The 14455-nt window shown below is 72.5% G+C and carries 15 protein-coding genes and 1 tRNA gene; 10 read left to right on the forward strand and 6 right to left on the reverse strand.

Annotated features, from left to right (window positions below; all coding sequences use genetic code 11):
- Window positions 1-75: 75 nt before the first annotated feature.
- Complete coding sequence (locus tag DC432_RS11825) at window positions 76-3273, forward strand: immunoglobulin-like domain-containing protein (RefSeq protein WP_133177930.1); 3198 nt, start codon at window positions 76-78, stop codon at window positions 3271-3273.
- A gap of 292 nt (window positions 3274-3565) precedes the next feature.
- Here the strand turns inward: DC432_RS11825 and DC432_RS11830 are convergent, their stop codons facing one another.
- Window positions 3566-4885, reverse strand: a complete 1320-nt coding sequence (locus DC432_RS11830) for a cytochrome P450 (RefSeq protein WP_116538065.1) — start codon at window positions 4883-4885, stop codon at window positions 3566-3568.
- Window positions 4886-5006: 121 nt separating this feature from the next.
- Between DC432_RS11830 and DC432_RS11835 the strand changes: the two genes are divergently transcribed.
- The 5 genes from DC432_RS11835 to DC432_RS11855 all read left to right on the forward strand — a co-directional run bounded on the left by DC432_RS11835 (window position 5007) and on the right by DC432_RS11855 (window position 7631).
- Complete coding sequence (locus DC432_RS11835) at window positions 5007-5396, forward strand: ester cyclase (protein WP_116538066.1); 390 nt, start codon at window positions 5007-5009, stop codon at window positions 5394-5396.
- 131 nt (window positions 5397-5527) lie between these two features.
- A complete protein-coding gene (locus DC432_RS11840) occupies window positions 5528-5809 on the forward strand; it encodes a hypothetical protein (RefSeq protein ID WP_243393114.1) in 282 nt (93 codons plus the stop codon).
- Complete coding sequence (locus tag DC432_RS11845; protein WP_243393112.1) at window positions 5806-6270, forward strand: BLUF domain-containing protein; 465 nt, start codon at window positions 5806-5808, stop codon at window positions 6268-6270. The genes DC432_RS11840 and DC432_RS11845 overlap by 4 nt, the downstream gene beginning before the upstream one ends.
- The gene (locus DC432_RS11850; RefSeq protein ID WP_116538067.1) at window positions 6267-6968 is read left to right on the forward strand and encodes an alpha/beta fold hydrolase; all 702 of its coding nucleotides are present in this window, start codon (window positions 6267-6269) and stop codon (window positions 6966-6968) included. Before DC432_RS11845 ends, DC432_RS11850 begins: the two co-directional genes overlap by 4 nt.
- A gap of 300 nt (window positions 6969-7268) precedes the next feature.
- The gene (locus DC432_RS11855; protein WP_133177931.1) at window positions 7269-7631 is read left to right on the forward strand and encodes a Pr6Pr family membrane protein; all 363 of its coding nucleotides are present in this window, start codon (window positions 7269-7271) and stop codon (window positions 7629-7631) included.
- On the opposite strand, the gene DC432_RS11860 is transcribed toward DC432_RS11855, so the two are convergent.
- Window positions 7626-8330 (reverse strand): SGNH/GDSL hydrolase family protein, encoded by a 705-nt coding sequence (locus DC432_RS11860; protein ID WP_116538069.1) that lies wholly within the window; start codon window positions 8328-8330, stop codon window positions 7626-7628. The two genes, DC432_RS11855 and DC432_RS11860, sit on opposite strands and share 6 nt — an antisense overlap.
- 138 nt (window positions 8331-8468) lie before the next feature.
- Between DC432_RS11860 and DC432_RS11865 the strand changes: the two genes are divergently transcribed.
- From DC432_RS11865 to DC432_RS11875, 3 genes are all read left to right on the forward strand, one after another.
- Window positions 8469-8831: a hypothetical protein gene (locus tag DC432_RS11865; protein WP_116538070.1), complete on the forward strand. Its 363-nt coding sequence runs from the start codon at window positions 8469-8471 to the stop codon at window positions 8829-8831.
- Window positions 8832-9122: 291 nt separating this feature from the next.
- Window positions 9123-9884, forward strand: a complete 762-nt coding sequence (locus tag DC432_RS11870; protein WP_116538071.1) for an SDR family NAD(P)-dependent oxidoreductase — start codon at window positions 9123-9125, stop codon at window positions 9882-9884.
- Between the two features lie 59 nt (window positions 9885-9943).
- Complete coding sequence (locus DC432_RS11875; protein ID WP_116538077.1) at window positions 9944-10486, forward strand: cysteine hydrolase family protein; 543 nt, start codon at window positions 9944-9946, stop codon at window positions 10484-10486.
- A gap of 25 nt (window positions 10487-10511) precedes the next feature.
- On the opposite strand, the gene DC432_RS11880 is transcribed toward DC432_RS11875, so the two are convergent.
- A tRNA-Gly gene (locus DC432_RS11880) sits at window positions 10512-10585 on the reverse strand.
- A gap of 231 nt (window positions 10586-10816) precedes the next feature.
- On the opposite strand from DC432_RS11880, the gene dcd reads away from it, so the two are divergent.
- A complete protein-coding gene (gene dcd, locus DC432_RS11885; RefSeq protein ID WP_108318286.1) occupies window positions 10817-11422 on the forward strand; it encodes a dCTP deaminase in 606 nt (201 codons plus the stop codon).
- A 22-nt stretch (window positions 11423-11444) separates the two neighbouring features.
- On the opposite strand, the gene DC432_RS11890 is transcribed toward dcd, so the two are convergent.
- The 3 genes from DC432_RS11890 to cobA all read right to left on the reverse strand — a co-directional run.
- Window positions 11445-12371, reverse strand: coding sequence for an NAD(P)/FAD-dependent oxidoreductase (locus DC432_RS11890; RefSeq protein WP_116538072.1), 927 nt, complete (start codon window positions 12369-12371; stop codon window positions 11445-11447).
- Window positions 12368-13744, reverse strand: a complete 1377-nt coding sequence (locus tag DC432_RS11895; protein WP_116538073.1) for an FAD-dependent oxidoreductase — start codon at window positions 13742-13744, stop codon at window positions 12368-12370. Before DC432_RS11895 ends, DC432_RS11890 begins: the two co-directional genes overlap by 4 nt.
- Window positions 13741-14455: uroporphyrinogen-III C-methyltransferase (gene cobA / locus DC432_RS11900; RefSeq protein WP_116538074.1), on the reverse strand; the 715-nt coding region annotated here is incomplete at its 5' end. The genes DC432_RS11895 and cobA, both read right to left, overlap by 4 nt.

Here is a 14455-nt window from a genome sequence, read left to right on the forward strand (position 1 = left end):
CGCTAACATGCGGTGCGGTCTTCGAACCGCCCCCGCGCCGCGGCGACGACGCCGCGCACGACGAAGGAGTCCCGTGTGACCTCGACCGCACCCGAACGCGCCCCGCGGCGCCGGACGATCAGACGATGGGCCGTGCTCTCGATGGCGGTGACGCTGGGCGTCGGCACGTTCGCGCCGGCCGTCGCGCTGAGCGCACAGGCGGCCGACGCGGTGCCCGCCGACGGACTGCTCGTGCAGTATCCGCTCGACGAGACGAGCGGAACGGTCGCGAAGAACACCGCGCCGGATTCGCGCTTCGGTGACGGCGTCGTCGAGGGCACGCCGTCGTGGGCGGGCGGCGGCCAGGGCTTCGCGTTCCCGGGCGGGGACGGCGGGTCGGGTGCGGCGATCAAGCTGCCCGACGACCTCAACGTCGGCCTGGATGCCATCACCGTCAGCTTCGACGTGAAGATCGCCCCCGAGCAGCGCAACTATTACTGGATCTACGGCATCGGCAACACCGCGAACGGGATCGGAGACGGATACCTGTTCGGCTCGGGCGACTCGTTCCACACGGTCATCGCCAGCGGAGGCCCCGCCACCGAGTCGAACATCCAGCCCGCGGCCGACGCGACGCTGGCCCGCGGGGTGTGGAAGTCGTTCACCTACACGCAGGCGGGGAGCACCGGCATCCTGTACGAAGACGGCGTCGAGCGCGCGCGCAACACCGCCGTCCGCACGATCCCCGCGCAGATCGGGCCGACCTCGTTCAACTACCTTGGTCGCAGCCCCTTCGCGGTCGACCAGTCGTTCCAGGGGCAGCTGCGCGATTTCCGCGTGTACGACCGCGCCCTCGCCCCGGCCGAGGTGTCGACGCTGGCCGGGACGGTGCTGCGCGAGGCGGTCGCCGACGGCGCCGCCGCTCTCGATCTGGGCGACCTGAGCGCCGTCCGCTCGTCGCTCACGCTGCCCACCGTCGGCGACGCGCAGACCACCGTGACCTGGGCGAGCTCGAACACCGCCGTGCTCGCGAACGACGGAACCGTCACGCGTCCCGCCGCCGGAGCAGCCCCCGCCGAGGTCACCCTGACGGCCACCGTCACGCGCGGGACGGTCTCGACCACCCGCGACTTCGCCGTCACGGTACTGCCCGCCGACGACGCCTACGACGCGCGAGCGATCGCGGCGGCCCTCGCCGTGCCGCACATCGACGACACGCGCGAGAACCTGACCCTGCCCGCAGCCCTGCAGACGGCGACGATCTCGTGGTCGTCATCGAACCCCGCGGTGGTTGCGCCCGACGGCACCGTCACGCGCCCCGCGACGGGCGCCGCGGTGCAGGAGGTGACGTTGACGGCCACCGTGACCGTCGGTTCGGCCACGGGCACGCGCTCGTTCACGGCGAAGGTGCAGCCGCTGCCCGAGGCCGCGGACACCAAGGCGTACTTCTTCCCCTATTTCACCGGAGAAGACGACGACGACGACGAGAAGGTGCGCTTCGGGCTGTCCAACGGCAATGACGCACTCGACTGGACCACCGTCAACGACGACAAGCCCGTGCTGGCCTCGACCCTCGGGCAGAAGGGTCTGCGCGACCCGTTCATCATCCGCTCGCACGAGGGCGACCGGTTCTACCTGCTCGCCACCGACCTGCACGCCTACCGCACGGGACTGACCGAGTCGCAGAACTTCGGCAGCCGCGCGATGGAGATCTGGGAATCGACCGACCTGGTCACCTGGAGCGCGCAGCGTCACGTCGTCGTCTCGGCGCCCGAGGCGGGTAACACCTGGGCCCCCGAGGCCTACTACGACGACAGTCGCGGCGAGTACGTCGTGTTCTGGGCCTCGAACCTGTACCTGAGCGGCGACCCGTCGGTGCCGCGGTGGGAGGGCGACTCGTACAACCGCATGATGTACGCCACGACCCGCGACTTCGTCACCTTCAGCCCGGCGAAGGTGTGGATCGACGAGCAGCAGCCCGGCCAGGGCAACGGCACGATCGACTCCACCATCGCGCGCGAGGACGGGTGGTTCTACCGCTTCACGGTCGCCGAGGGGACGAACATCCCCCGCGTCGACCGCACGCACGACCTGACGTCGTCGATCACGCCCGAGAACAACCCGTGGTTGGGCAGGACCGGCAGCGACTGGCAGACCCGTCAGTCGCGCATCGGCTATGGCCAGACGTACACCGCCACCTCCGGCCGCCTCACGACGTTCGACGAGGGCGAGGGCACCACCGTGTTCCGCCCGAACAAGGGCGACGCCAACGGCGACACCGGGTGGTTCGCGTTCATCGACCAGGCGCCGTACTACGGCGGCGAGGGCTACGTGCCCTTCCGAGCGTCGAGCCTGGCCGCGGGCGACTGGACGATCGCGCAGCAGCGGAACCTCCCCACCTCCGCCCGCCACGGCACCGTGCTGCCGGTGACGGTCGCCGAGTACGAGCGGATCCTCGCGCGGTACCAGGCCGACCGCCTGATCAGCGCGGACGACCTGGCCGTCACGACGGAGCCGGGCGTGGCGCCGGTGCTTCCCGCGACCGTCGACGCGGTGCGCGGCCGGGGCACGGCATCCCCTCAGCAGCTCCCGAAGAGCGCCGTCGCCTGGGATGCCGTCGACCCGGCCTCGCTCACGGCCGGTGCGCGCGTGGTGGTCACCGGCCAGCTGGCCGACAACGGGTTCGTGCAGGCGGTCGTGACGGTCGCGGGTGGGCAGACGCCCACGCCGACGCCGACGCCGACCCCCACGCCGACGCCCGACCCGACCGCGTCGCCGACGGCGGAACCGACCTCATCGCCGCAGCCGACGACGACACCGAGCGCTTCGCCGCAGCCGACGACCGCGCCCTCCGGCACGCCGCAGCCGACGGCCTCCGCCTCGGCGACGACCCCGATCGCGAGCACGCCCGCGGTGACGGCGTCGAGCACGGTGATCGAGCGGGGCGGCACGTTCACCGTCACGGTGACCGGCTTGGCACCCGGTGAGCAGATCACCGCCGAGCTGCACAGCGATCCCTTGCGCATCACGGGGATCCCGGCGGCCGACGCGGCCGGCCGCGTCTCGTTCTCGGTGCGGGTTCCGTCCGATTTCGCCACGGGGGCGCACACGCTGATCGTGCAGCGCGCCGACGGCAGCGTGATCGCGCGGCAGGGGGTCACGGTCGTCGCCCCCGGCACCCTCGCGGCCACCGGCGCGCAACCGCCCCTGGCAGCGGGACTGCTCGCGGCGGGTCTGCTCGTCGCCGGCGGCCTGGCCTGGACCACCCGCCGCCCGCGTCGCGCACGAGACTGAGCGCAGAACGCGCGGCGCCCCGCGGTCGGTCCTCGAGTGACCGGCCGCGGGGCGCCTCTGCTCCCACCCCGCCTCGGACGGGCGGCGGGTGTCGCCCCTCGTCGGCTCAGGCCGGCGTGGACCAGCCGCAGGAGGCCTCGGCCAGGTACGCCCGGCCGTGGGCGGACTCCACGACCGCGCGCATCGCGCCGTGCGCCGCCGAAAGCGTGTCGAGTGTCCAGGAAACGCCGTGAGCGCGCGGGCCGGCGCGGCATGTCGTGGACACTCGACGGGTCCGCGCGCCGTCACCCGCTCAGCGCGAGGCCCGACCGAGGTGGAACGGACAGCCCGACGGCGCGTCAGCGCGGCGTACACGCCCTCCGGACCGTGGAGCGGTCGGCATCCGATGCCTGTTCACCTCGAGCCCGTGGCCCGAGACGCGAAGTCGCGGGTCGCTGAGGACAGCGATGGATGCCGCGAGCCCGGCGATCGCGAGCTTCTCGCCCGGGCAGCGGTGGCCGGTGCGCACGTCGCCACCGCCGTGGGGGACGAAGGCCGTCAGCGCTTCGTAATCGTGGACGCCCACGAAGCGTTCGGGGTCGAAGACGGACGGCCGCTCCCACTCGCGCGTGTCGGTATCGGTGCCGAGGATGTCGAGCACGACCCGCCCGCCGGCGGATACCCGCTGGCCGTCGAGCTCGACGTCGGTCTGGGCCCACGCGGGCAGCATGGGCACGAAGGGGGCGGTGCGGCGGATCTCCTGCGCGAATGCCGTCGCCGACTCCCCGCCCACGAGCGATCCGCGCTCCGCGGTCTCGGCCGCGATGCGCTCGCGCCACTCCGGTCGATCGTGCAGCTCCTTCGCGGCGAAGGCGACGAAGCGCGAGACGGCGATCATCGGCCGGAAGCTGTTCTGCAGCTCGATGCCCGCGCGCTTCGCGGGGAGCAGTTCGCCGTCGCGGTCGCGGTGCCAGGCCCACGCGTGCAGGGCGGTGCCCTCGGCCGGGTCGAGCGTTCCGGCGCGCACGGCGTCGATCAGCTCGGCGGCGTGGCGGTCCGACCACCGGCGGTTGAGCAGGGCGAGCGCGAACTCGGGGGAGTACGGTACGCCGAACCCGTCGACGATCTGCGCCTGCCGCTTCGCCCATCGCGTCTGCGCGTCGGCGGTTCCCGGGATGCCGGCCCATCGCATGATCGCGCGCCCGAGCGCCCCCACGGCGGCTTCGTAGGCCGATCGGTCGCCGCCGGCGACCCACGCGTCGAGCTCTTCCCGCCACTGCCGCTCGAGCTCGGGCAGCAGGCGCTCCACTTCGGCGTCGTCGTAGAGGACGTCGACGAAGGTCGCCTTGCGGTGGCGGTGCTCGTCGCCGTCGAGGCTGTGCACCGAGCCGTGGCCGAACAGCGACTCCTGGATGAACGCCGGCATCGCCCCGTGGCGGCGGATGCGGGACTCGTCGTAGAACAGGGCCACGCCCTCTTCGCCGCGCACGAAGAGCGCCTCGCGGCCGAGCAGGCGGAACGGGACGGCCCGGGCGCCCCGGTCGGCGCGCCGCCAGAGGTGTGCGCCGAAGCCGTAGCCGCGGACGAGGAGCGAGAGCGAGTCGTCGCGAAGAAGGGCGAGGGGGGATGCCATGCCGACACGCTGCCACCGCCGACGGGCACGCCCGAGGGGGCGGCGTGACGACGCGCGCTGTGGTAGCGCCGGGTCGCCCGTCCACGCGCCGCCCCTCCGGCATCCCTCCGATAATGAAGGAATGGAGCCCTGGCAGATGCGCGAGTGGTTCGGCGAATTCCTCGACGCCCTGAACCGGCACGACGTCGAGGCGGTCCGGTCGTTCGTGCACCCGGCGGTCCGGCGGGCGCACCTGCCCGCCGGGGCCGAGGCCTGGATCGCCGACTACGCCGAGCTGCTGCACGGGTTCCCCGACTGGCAGTACAAGCGCATCCAGCTGCTCGTCGAGGATGACCGGATCGCGGTGCACCTGCGCGGGGGTGGTACCCACACCGGCCCGTTCGCGCACGTGCCGCCGACGCGCAGGCGGGTGAACATCGCCTCGTTCGCGATGTACCGCGTGGAGCGGGGACTGATCGTCGAGGCGACCGGGACGGACGATGCCGCCCAGCTGCGCGCCGCGATTTCCTGAGGCGTCCTGAGCGGATCGCTGCGTTCGCGTGCTCTCACCTGCGCGATCTGTCAAGGGCGGCCCGGTGTCGGGGGTCCCGGGTACGGTCGCTCATGCCCGATCGACCACGGGCAGAAGGAGGGGCGACCGTGATGTCCACCGACCGCCCCGGCGCCGGAGTCGTCTGGGCCCGCGTCGAAGAGGGTTTCCACGTCGGCAGTCGCAAGGGCGTGTTCCTCGGCTACATCGACAGGCAGTCCGACGGCGTCTTCCTCGCCTACGACGGCACGTCGCGCGTGGTGGGCCGCTTCTCGGCGCTCACCGCGGCGATGGCGGCGGTCACGAACGGCCAGCCTCCGCACGACGCCGAGATCACCCTCGAGCAGGTGCGGGTGCCCGCTCCGCGCTCCCTCGGACGCGAGGCGACGTCGTGAGCGCGCCGCTGATGTCGATCTCGTACGTCAGCACGGCGGCCGCCCCGTTCGACGACGAGCGTCTGGCCGACCTGCTGACGCAGAGCCGTCGGTCCAACCATGCGAACGACCTCACCGGCATGCTGCTGTACCGGCGGGGCCGGTTCTTCCAGGTGATCGAGGGGCCCCAGGACGCGGTGGAGCACCTGATGGATGCCATCCGCCGGGACGACCGCCACTCCGACGTGCGCATCCTGCTGTCCGAGCGGATCGACGAGCGCCGCTTCACGGAGTGGACGATGGGTTACGAGCCGATCGGTGTTCCCACCTCTCCGGCGCCCGAGGGCTTCCGCGACACGTTCGACGACCTCGAATCCGACGACGACGACGCGATCATCCGCGCCGTCCGCGAACTGACCGTCTGGTTCCGCGCGAGAACTCTCGCGGGTGCGACCACCCTTGAGAGAGAAGGTTCACGATGACCACGATCGTCCTCGTCCCGGGCGCCATGCACGGCGCCTGGGTGTTCGATCCGCTGCTCGCCGCGCTGTCCGAGCGCGGGGTGACCGCTGTCGCCGTCGACCTGCCCAGCAGCTCGGACGACACGGCCACGATCGGCTCCCTGACCGACGATGTCGATGCCATCCGCGCCGCCGTCGCCCGGATCGAGGGTCCGGTGGTGCTCGCGGCCCACTCGTACGGCGGCGTTCCGGCGCGCGCGGCGGCGGGCACGATCGAGTCGGTGCGGGGGCTCGTGATGATCGCCGCCTTCGCTCTGCCGGTCGGGGTGTCGCTGCTCGACGCACAGGGGGGCCAGTTCCCGCCCGGCTACGAGCGATCGGCCGACGGTCGCGGCGTCAAGATCGGCGATATCGCCGAGACCATCTACTCCGGGGTCGACCCCGCCATCGTCGAGAAGGCTCTCCCGCGCGTGCAGTGGCAGAGCGTGGAATCGTTCACGCAGCCGGCCCCGGCCGAGCCCGGCCCCGACGTCACGATCACGACCGTCATCACGACCGACGACAAGGCTCTCCCCGCCGACCAGCAGCGTCAGTGGGCCGAGTCCTCGGACGCGCAGGTGTCGGTGGCGTCGGGCCACTCTCCGCACGCGTCTCACCCCGACGCGGTGGCGGACGCCATCGCCGACACGGTTCGACGGGTGGACGCCACGACGTCGTGACACGACTCGGGCGGTAACGTCTCGGGATGCAGTCCCTTCCCGCCTCGGCGCGTGCGGATCCGCGGCGTGCGCTCGGCCGCATCGTCGTCGGGGCAGCGGTGCTCGTCGTCATCTCTTACGCGTACGCCCTGCGTGTCGCCGTGGGCGATGCGAACCCCTTCGATTTCTTCGGGTACTTCACCAATCAGACGAGCGCTCTGACGGCCGCCGTGCTGATCGTCGTCGGGTTGCTCGCGACGAACGGTCGGCGTGTCCCTCCGGTGCTCACGGTGGCGTGGGGCGTGGGTCGCCTGTCTGATCGTGGTCGCCGTGGTCTACAACGGCCTGGTTCCGGGGACGGGCTCGGCGCCGCCGTGGGTCAGCGTCGTGCTCCATGCCATCTTCCCTGCGCTGGTCGTCGTCGACTTCGCCACGGCGCCGGACCGCCCGGAGTTGCCGTGGACGCGGCTGTGGTGGGTGCTGCCGTACCCGCTGCTGTGGGTCGCCGTCGTGCTCTTGCGCGGCGCGACCGACGGCTGGGTGCCGTACGGGTTCCTGCTCCCTGAACGCGGCCTCACCTCACTGGTGCTGCACGTGTTCGGCATCCTGGTGCTGCTCCTCGCGGCGGCGACGGGGGTGTGGTCTCTCAGCCGCGCACGGTGGGCCCCGCGCCGACCGTCATAGGGGTGGATCGAGGGCGCGAAGCGCGGCATCCATCCTGCTCGCCATCTGGGCGTAGCCCGTGTCGTTCGGGTGCAGGCCGTCGTCGGCCATCCAGCTGTCCGGCGAGCCGGCGTAGTGGCCGTCGAGCCAGCGGCTCGCTCCGTCGACGTGGTCGGCGCCGATGCGCGTCGCCGCGTCGCGCACCCACCCCGCGATGACGTCGACCGACGCGGGACGCTCGTCCGTGTACCAGAACGGCTCGACTACGACGATCCGCGCCTCGGGCAGCCCTTCGCGCAGACGCTCGAGGTCGCTGTCGATCGTGCGGTGGATGGCGTCGGCGCGATCGTCGTAGCTGAAGTTGTCGTTGAGGCCCATCGTGACGAAGACGATGTCGGGATCGTCGGCGATCACGAGCGCGGGGATGTCGTCGAGACCGTCGCGCATCGACGCGCGGCGGTTGACGAAGCCGAGACCGTTCTCGCTGCGGTTGATCTCCTGCCACCCGCGTTCGGTCGAGATGACCGTCGACCACCGGTTCTCAGGCGCGCTGGCCCCCGTGCCCCGCGTATACGAGTCGCCGTAGAACGACACCACGGGTCCGTCCGCTGGCCCCTGCGGTGTCGCGACGTCGGCGGCGGGCTCGGCGGGGAAGCACGCGGCGAGACCGAGGACGAGGGATGCCGTCGCCACGGCGATGCGGAGGAGCCGGGTGCGCATGTGCCCATTGTCACCCGGGCCCCGGCGGTCGGGGCCGGCCGGCCATATGCATACCGCTCACGAGCCCGCGCCGTACCGGAGCGCGACGCCCGGGGCAAGCGGCCCCTCCCGCGCGCGCCCACCCCCCAGGCTGAGCCCATGAGATGTGTGACCTACGCCGGCGAGACCGTGACCACGACCGATGACGTGGCGGAGGCGCTCGTGCAGCTCACCGCCTCCATCGCCGCCGACGGGCAGGCCGAAGCGGTCAGCATCCCGATCGTCACCCCCGCCGGAGACACCGAGGAGGCCGAGCTGGTGATCGGCGTCGGCAACGACGTGCTCAGCGCCCCGGCCGACGACTGGACCGGCGACGAGCCCGACTTCGCCTGGGCGGCCGAGGAGCTGCGTCAGCACAAGCGTTTTCCGCAGGCGCCCGCCATCGCCCACGAGCAGACGATCGACACCGACAACCCGGATGCCTTCTGGGACCCCGACCTCGACGGTTTCACCCGCGCCTGACCCCCCCGCACCGGCGGGGGGAGCTCGTCAAGCCCACCCTCGCCGGCGCACCGCGGCCTAGCGTGGGTGCTCCGCAGCGGACGCGACCGGTTCATCGCCCCGCTGCGTGAGCCCCGGTCAGTCCGGGCGACCCGCCGTTTCGCGGCGTCGCCCGGACGCTCGGGGGCTCTGGTCCCTCGAGTCCAGGGGCGCATTCGACCGCGGTGGGCCCGCGTCTCGTGCACGACCCCGGTGGGAGGGTTCACCGCCGCGCCGCCACGGCGTTCGCCCCCTGCCCGCCAGGATGGACCCATGCTCTGCTCCCTCGTCACCGGCGCCTCGCGCGGTATCGGGCGCGCGATCGCCGTCGCGCTCAGCGCACGGGGCGATCGTGTCGCCGTGCACTACGGCTCCGACCGCTCCGCCGCCGAAGAGACCCTCGCGCTCCTGCGCGGCGAGGGTCACGTCCTCGTCGGGGGAGACCTGTCCGACCCCGCCGTGGCCGAGCGCGTGGTGGACGAGGCGCTCGCCGCGCTCGGCCGCATCGACGTGCTCGTCAACAACGCCGCGATCGCGCCGAACGCCGAGACCTCGCACCCCATCGCGACCGCCGACTACGAGACGTGGCACCGCACGTGGAAGCGCATGGTCGACGTCGACCTGCGCGCCCCGGCGAACATGACGTTCCTCGTCGCGCGTTCCCTCATCGACCGCGGGCTGCCGGGATCGGTCGTGAACGTCGGCTCGCGCGGCGCTTTCCGCGGCGAGCCCGAGTTCCCCGCCTACGGCGCCGCCAAGGCCGGCCTGCACGCGATGGGGCAGTCCCTCGCGATCGCGCTCGCCCCGCACGGTATCGCCGTCACGAGCGTCGCGCCGGGGTTCGTCGGCACCGACCGGCAGCAGCAGAAGCTCTCCGGGACCGAGGGTGACGGCATCCGGGATCAGAGTCCCTTCGGTCGCGTCGCGACGCCCGAAGAGGTGGCGGATGCCGTGGTGTACCTCAGCTCGCCGCGCTCGCAGTGGGCGTCGGGGGCGATCCTCGACCTGAACGGCGCCTCGCACCTGCGCAGCTGAGCGTGTCGTCCGCGAGCAACCCCTCGCGATCGCCCTCGACGGGGGTCAGACTCGAGAGCATGCAACCCGTGCTCGTGATCATCGACATCCAACGCGACTACTTCCCCGGGGGTCGGCATCCGCTCGTCGGACCGGATGCCGCGGCCGACGCGGCCGAGAGGGTTCTGTCGTGGCAGCGGCGGCAGGGCGCGCCCGTGATCCACGTGCGTCACGAGAGCCCGGCCGGCGGCGGCTTCCTCGAGGTCGACACGGACGGCGCCGAGATCGACCCCCGCGTCGCTCCGGCCGCGGACGAGACCGTGATCGTCAAGCACGCGCCCAACTCGTTCGTCGGCACCGACCTCGACGACCGCCTGCGCGCCCTGGGTGATCGGCCCCTGCTCGTCGCAGGCATGATGACGAGCATGTGCGTGGATGCCACCGTCCGCGCCGCGATCGACCGGGGATACGACGTGACGGTCGTCGGCGACGCCTGCGCGGCCCCCGACCTGACCCACGACGGCGTCGAGGTGGACGGACGGACCGTGCACACCGCGTTCCTCGCCGCGCTGAGCGGGGCGGGCGCGACGGTGACGACGAGCGCCGAGGTGGTCGCGGGCTGAGCGACCGCGTCCCCGAGGGGGTAAGTGGAGGGGCTGACGGGAATCGAACCCGCGCTGTCTGCTTGGGAAGCAGAAGTTCTGCCATTGAACTACAGCCCCGGAGCCTTGCGGCAACCCGGCCAGCATAACAGGGTGCCCTCGGCATCCGGGATCGAAACCGCACACCCTCGACGAGGCCGTACGTGGACGCGCCCCCGCGCACGCGGGCTCGGCGAAGGCGTGCGGTCTCAGCGAACCCGCCCGGGTTGGGCGAACGCACGAGGGCTCGCCCGACCGGGGCGGTGCGAGGCGGGGAGGCGGGTCGACCGGCGGCGCCCCTAGGCTGATGCCGTGCTGCTCTCCGATCGCGACATCCGGGCCCACCTCGACGACGGCCGCCTCGGCCTCGATCCGTTCGATCCGGCGATGGTGCAGCCCTCGAGCGTCGACGTGCGACTCGACCGGTACTTCCGGCTGTTCGACAACCACAAGTACCCCTTCATCGACCCGGCCGAGGATCAGCCCGAGCTGACGCGCCTCATCGAGGTCGAGCCCGACGAGCCGTTCATTCTGCACCCGGGCGAGTTCGCGCTCGGCTCGACGTTCGAGCGGGTGACCCTGCCCGACGACGTCGCCGCACGGCTCGAGGGCAAGTCGTCGCTCGGTCGTCTGGGACTGCTCACGCACTCCACGGCCGGGTTCATCGACCCCGGCTTCTCGGGCCACGTCACCCTCGAACTGTCGAACGTCGCGACGCTGCCCATCAAGCTGTGGCCGGGCATGAAGATCGGGCAGGTCTGCTACTTCCGCCTGTCGTCGCCGGCCGAGAACCCCTACGGCTCCGGCCCGTACGGCAACCGCTACCAGGGTCAGCGCGGCCCCACGGCCTCGCGGTCGTCGCTGAACTTCCATCGCACCGACGTCGGCAGCACCGACGCGGGTTCGCTGGGCGGCTGAGCCGCCGGGTCGCGCGCGCCCGTCAGTGCGAGGTGCGCACCCCGACGAGGTCGTGCACCAGCACCGCCGCCACGCGCGCGCCCTGGCCCGCCGCCACGATGAGCTGCTGCGGACCCGGGGCCGCGACGTCGCCCGCCGCGTAGAGTCCGGCGACCGAGGTCCGGCCAGACCGGTCCGTCACGAGGTGGCCCTCGGCATCCCGTTCCGGGGCGAGATCGGCGACGACGTCGAGCGGGGCGTCCCACACCGGGCGGACGAAGCCCCCGTCGATCTCGACGCGCGCGCCATCGGCCAGGCGCACCGCCGCGACGCGTCCGCGTTCGCCCTCGAGGTCGGCGATGACGCGTCGATCGACGGTGATCCCGGATGCCACGAGCTCGGCCTCGTCGACCGCGTCCACCGCGGCCGTGCCGTTGGTGAAGACCGTGAGGTGCGGCGTCCATCGCGCCAGCAGGCGCGCACGGGACGCGAGGTCGGGCGTCTCGCCGATGAGGGCGAGCGGGCGGTCGCGCAGGTCCCACGCGTCGCACGCGGCGCAGCTGAACAGCGTGATGCCGTAGAACGACCGCAGGCTCGGGATCTCGGGCAGCGTCTCGCGCAGGCCCGTCGCGAGCACGACCGCGCGGGTGCGCACCTCGCCGAGAGCAGCGGCTGCGCGCCCTCCGAGCGTGATGACGAAGTCGGCCTCGTCGCGAAAGACACGGGTGACGGGCGCGCGCTCCACGATCCGCACGTCGGGATAGGCCTCGAGTTCGACGCGGCCGAGTTTGCGCAGTTCGATCGGCGGGATGCCGTCGCGGGTGAGGAATCCGTGCGAGCGCAGCGTCGCCGAGTTGCGGGGGCGGCCGGCGTCGACGAGCAGCACCGAGGTGCGCGCCCGGGCGAGGTTGAGGGCGGCGGACAGGCCGGCGGGGCCGCCGCCGACCACGACGACGTCGACCGCGGTCACGGCACCAGTGCGCGGGAGCGGGCGATGGCCACCTGCTCCTCGCGCGGCACGACCTTGACCCGCTCGCGCGTGTGCTCATGGGCGGCGCCGAGCGCGCGCTCGTGGGCGTCGAGAGCGCGCCAGCCCTCCCACGTCGTGAACTCCACGCCGCGTTCGGCGAGAGCGTCGAGCACGTCGCCATCCACCGTGGGGGCTTTCAGCGCCCCCGCCTCGACATCCGCGACGAGGTGGGCGACGGTCTCCATGGCATCCGATTTGGTGTGCCCGATCAGCCCCACCGGCCCGCGCTTGATCCACCCGGTCGCGTAGAGCCCGGGCACCGTCGTCGAACCCTCGACCACGCGACCCTCGACGTTCGGGACGACGCCGCGCACCGCATCGAACGGTGCACCGGGCACGGGGCTCGAGAAGTACCCGACGGCGCGGTACACCTGTTGCACGGCGATCTCGCGGATCTCGCCGGTGCCGCGCACGGTGCCGTCGCCGACGGGCGCGGTGCGCTCGAAACGCAGCCCCTCGACGCGGTCCGTACCCAGGACGGCGAGAGGCGAGTGGTAGAAGTGCAGGTGCAGGCGGCGGCTCGCTCCGGTCCGCGCGCGGGTGCGCCAGCTGTCGAGCACCCGCAGCATGACCTTGAGCTGGTTGGTGGGCGCCTGGGCGGGGTCGGCATCCGCGAAGTCCTCGTCGTGCACCACGATGTCGACGTTCGGCACTTCGCCGAGCTCGCGCAGCTCGATCGGGGTGAACTTGATGTCGGCGGGGCCCCGACGGCCGAAGACGTGCACGTCGGTCACGGCGGATGTCTCGAGCCCGTGCAGCACGTTGTCGGCGATCTCGGTCGAGCGCAGGTCGACGGCGTGCTTGGCGAGCACGCGCGCGACGTCGAGGGCGACGTTGCCGTTGCCGATCACGGCGACCTCGCGCTCGGCGAGCGGCCACTCGCGCGGCACGTCGGGGTGGCCGTCGTACCAGGCGACGAAGTCGGCGGCCCCGTACGACCCGGGAAGGTCGATGCCGGGGATGTCGAGGGGCGCATCGCGCAGGGCACCGGTGGCGAGGATCACGGCGTCGTAGCGGGCGTGCAGCTCGTCGATGCCGAGATCGCGGCCCACCTCGACGTTGCCGATGAAGCGCGTCGCCCCGGTGTCGAGCATCTCGTGCAGCGAGTCGACGATCCCCTTGATGCGCGGGTGGTCGGGGGCGACGCCGTAGCGGATCAGACCGTAGGGGGCGGGCAGCGCGTCGAACAGGTCGATGGCGACGCTGCCGCCGGCGTCGGTCACGGCGCGCGTGAGGATGTTGCCGGCGTAGATGCCCGCGGGGCCCGCGCCGACGATGGCGACACGGAGCGAGGCGAGAGAAGAAGCGGTCACAGCGAGGGTGCCTTTCGGGGAACGGCGAGCGGGTCGAAAGAGAGATCGAGGGATGCCAGAGCCTCGGGCGCGTACGGGCTCAGGCGCACCACGTCGCCGACGACCACGACGGCGGGCGAGCGCACGCCGCGCTCGGCGGCCTGCGCCGCGATGGTCGCGAGCGTTCCGACGGTGACGCGCTGGCGCGCGCCGAACCCGTCCTCGACGATCGCGACGGGGCACTCGGCGCCGCGATCGCCCCGGGCGAGGGTGTGGGCCGAGTGCGCGAGCGTGCCGACGCCCATGAGCAGGACGACGGTGTGGTCGCGTCCCCCGCCGAGGTCGGCGATCTGGTCGTGCGCGGTGGCGACGGTGAAGCTCGTCGCCACGCCGCGGTGGGTGAGGGGGATGCCCGCGAGCGCCGGGACGGCGACGGCGCTGGTGACCCCGGGGACGACGCGGACGTCGATCCCCGCCTCGTGGCAGGCGAACAGTTCCTCGCCGCCGCGGCCGAACACGTACGGGTCGCCGCCCTTCAGGCGCACCACCGTGCGACCGGCCGTCGCCTCGCGTACGAGAAGGGCGTTGATCGCGTCCTGCGGTACGGCGTGGTGGCCGGGCCGCTTGCCCACGTCGATCACCTCGGCATCCAGCTGCACGCCGTCGGCGGCGAGACCGTCGAGCACGCCGCCGACGGCGTGCAGCTGGATGCCGAGGTGATCGACGTGGGCA

The sequence above is a fragment of the Microbacterium testaceum genome (assembly GCF_003075375.1).
GTDB classification, from domain to species: Bacteria; Actinomycetota; Actinomycetes; order Actinomycetales; family Microbacteriaceae; genus Microbacterium; species Microbacterium testaceum_E.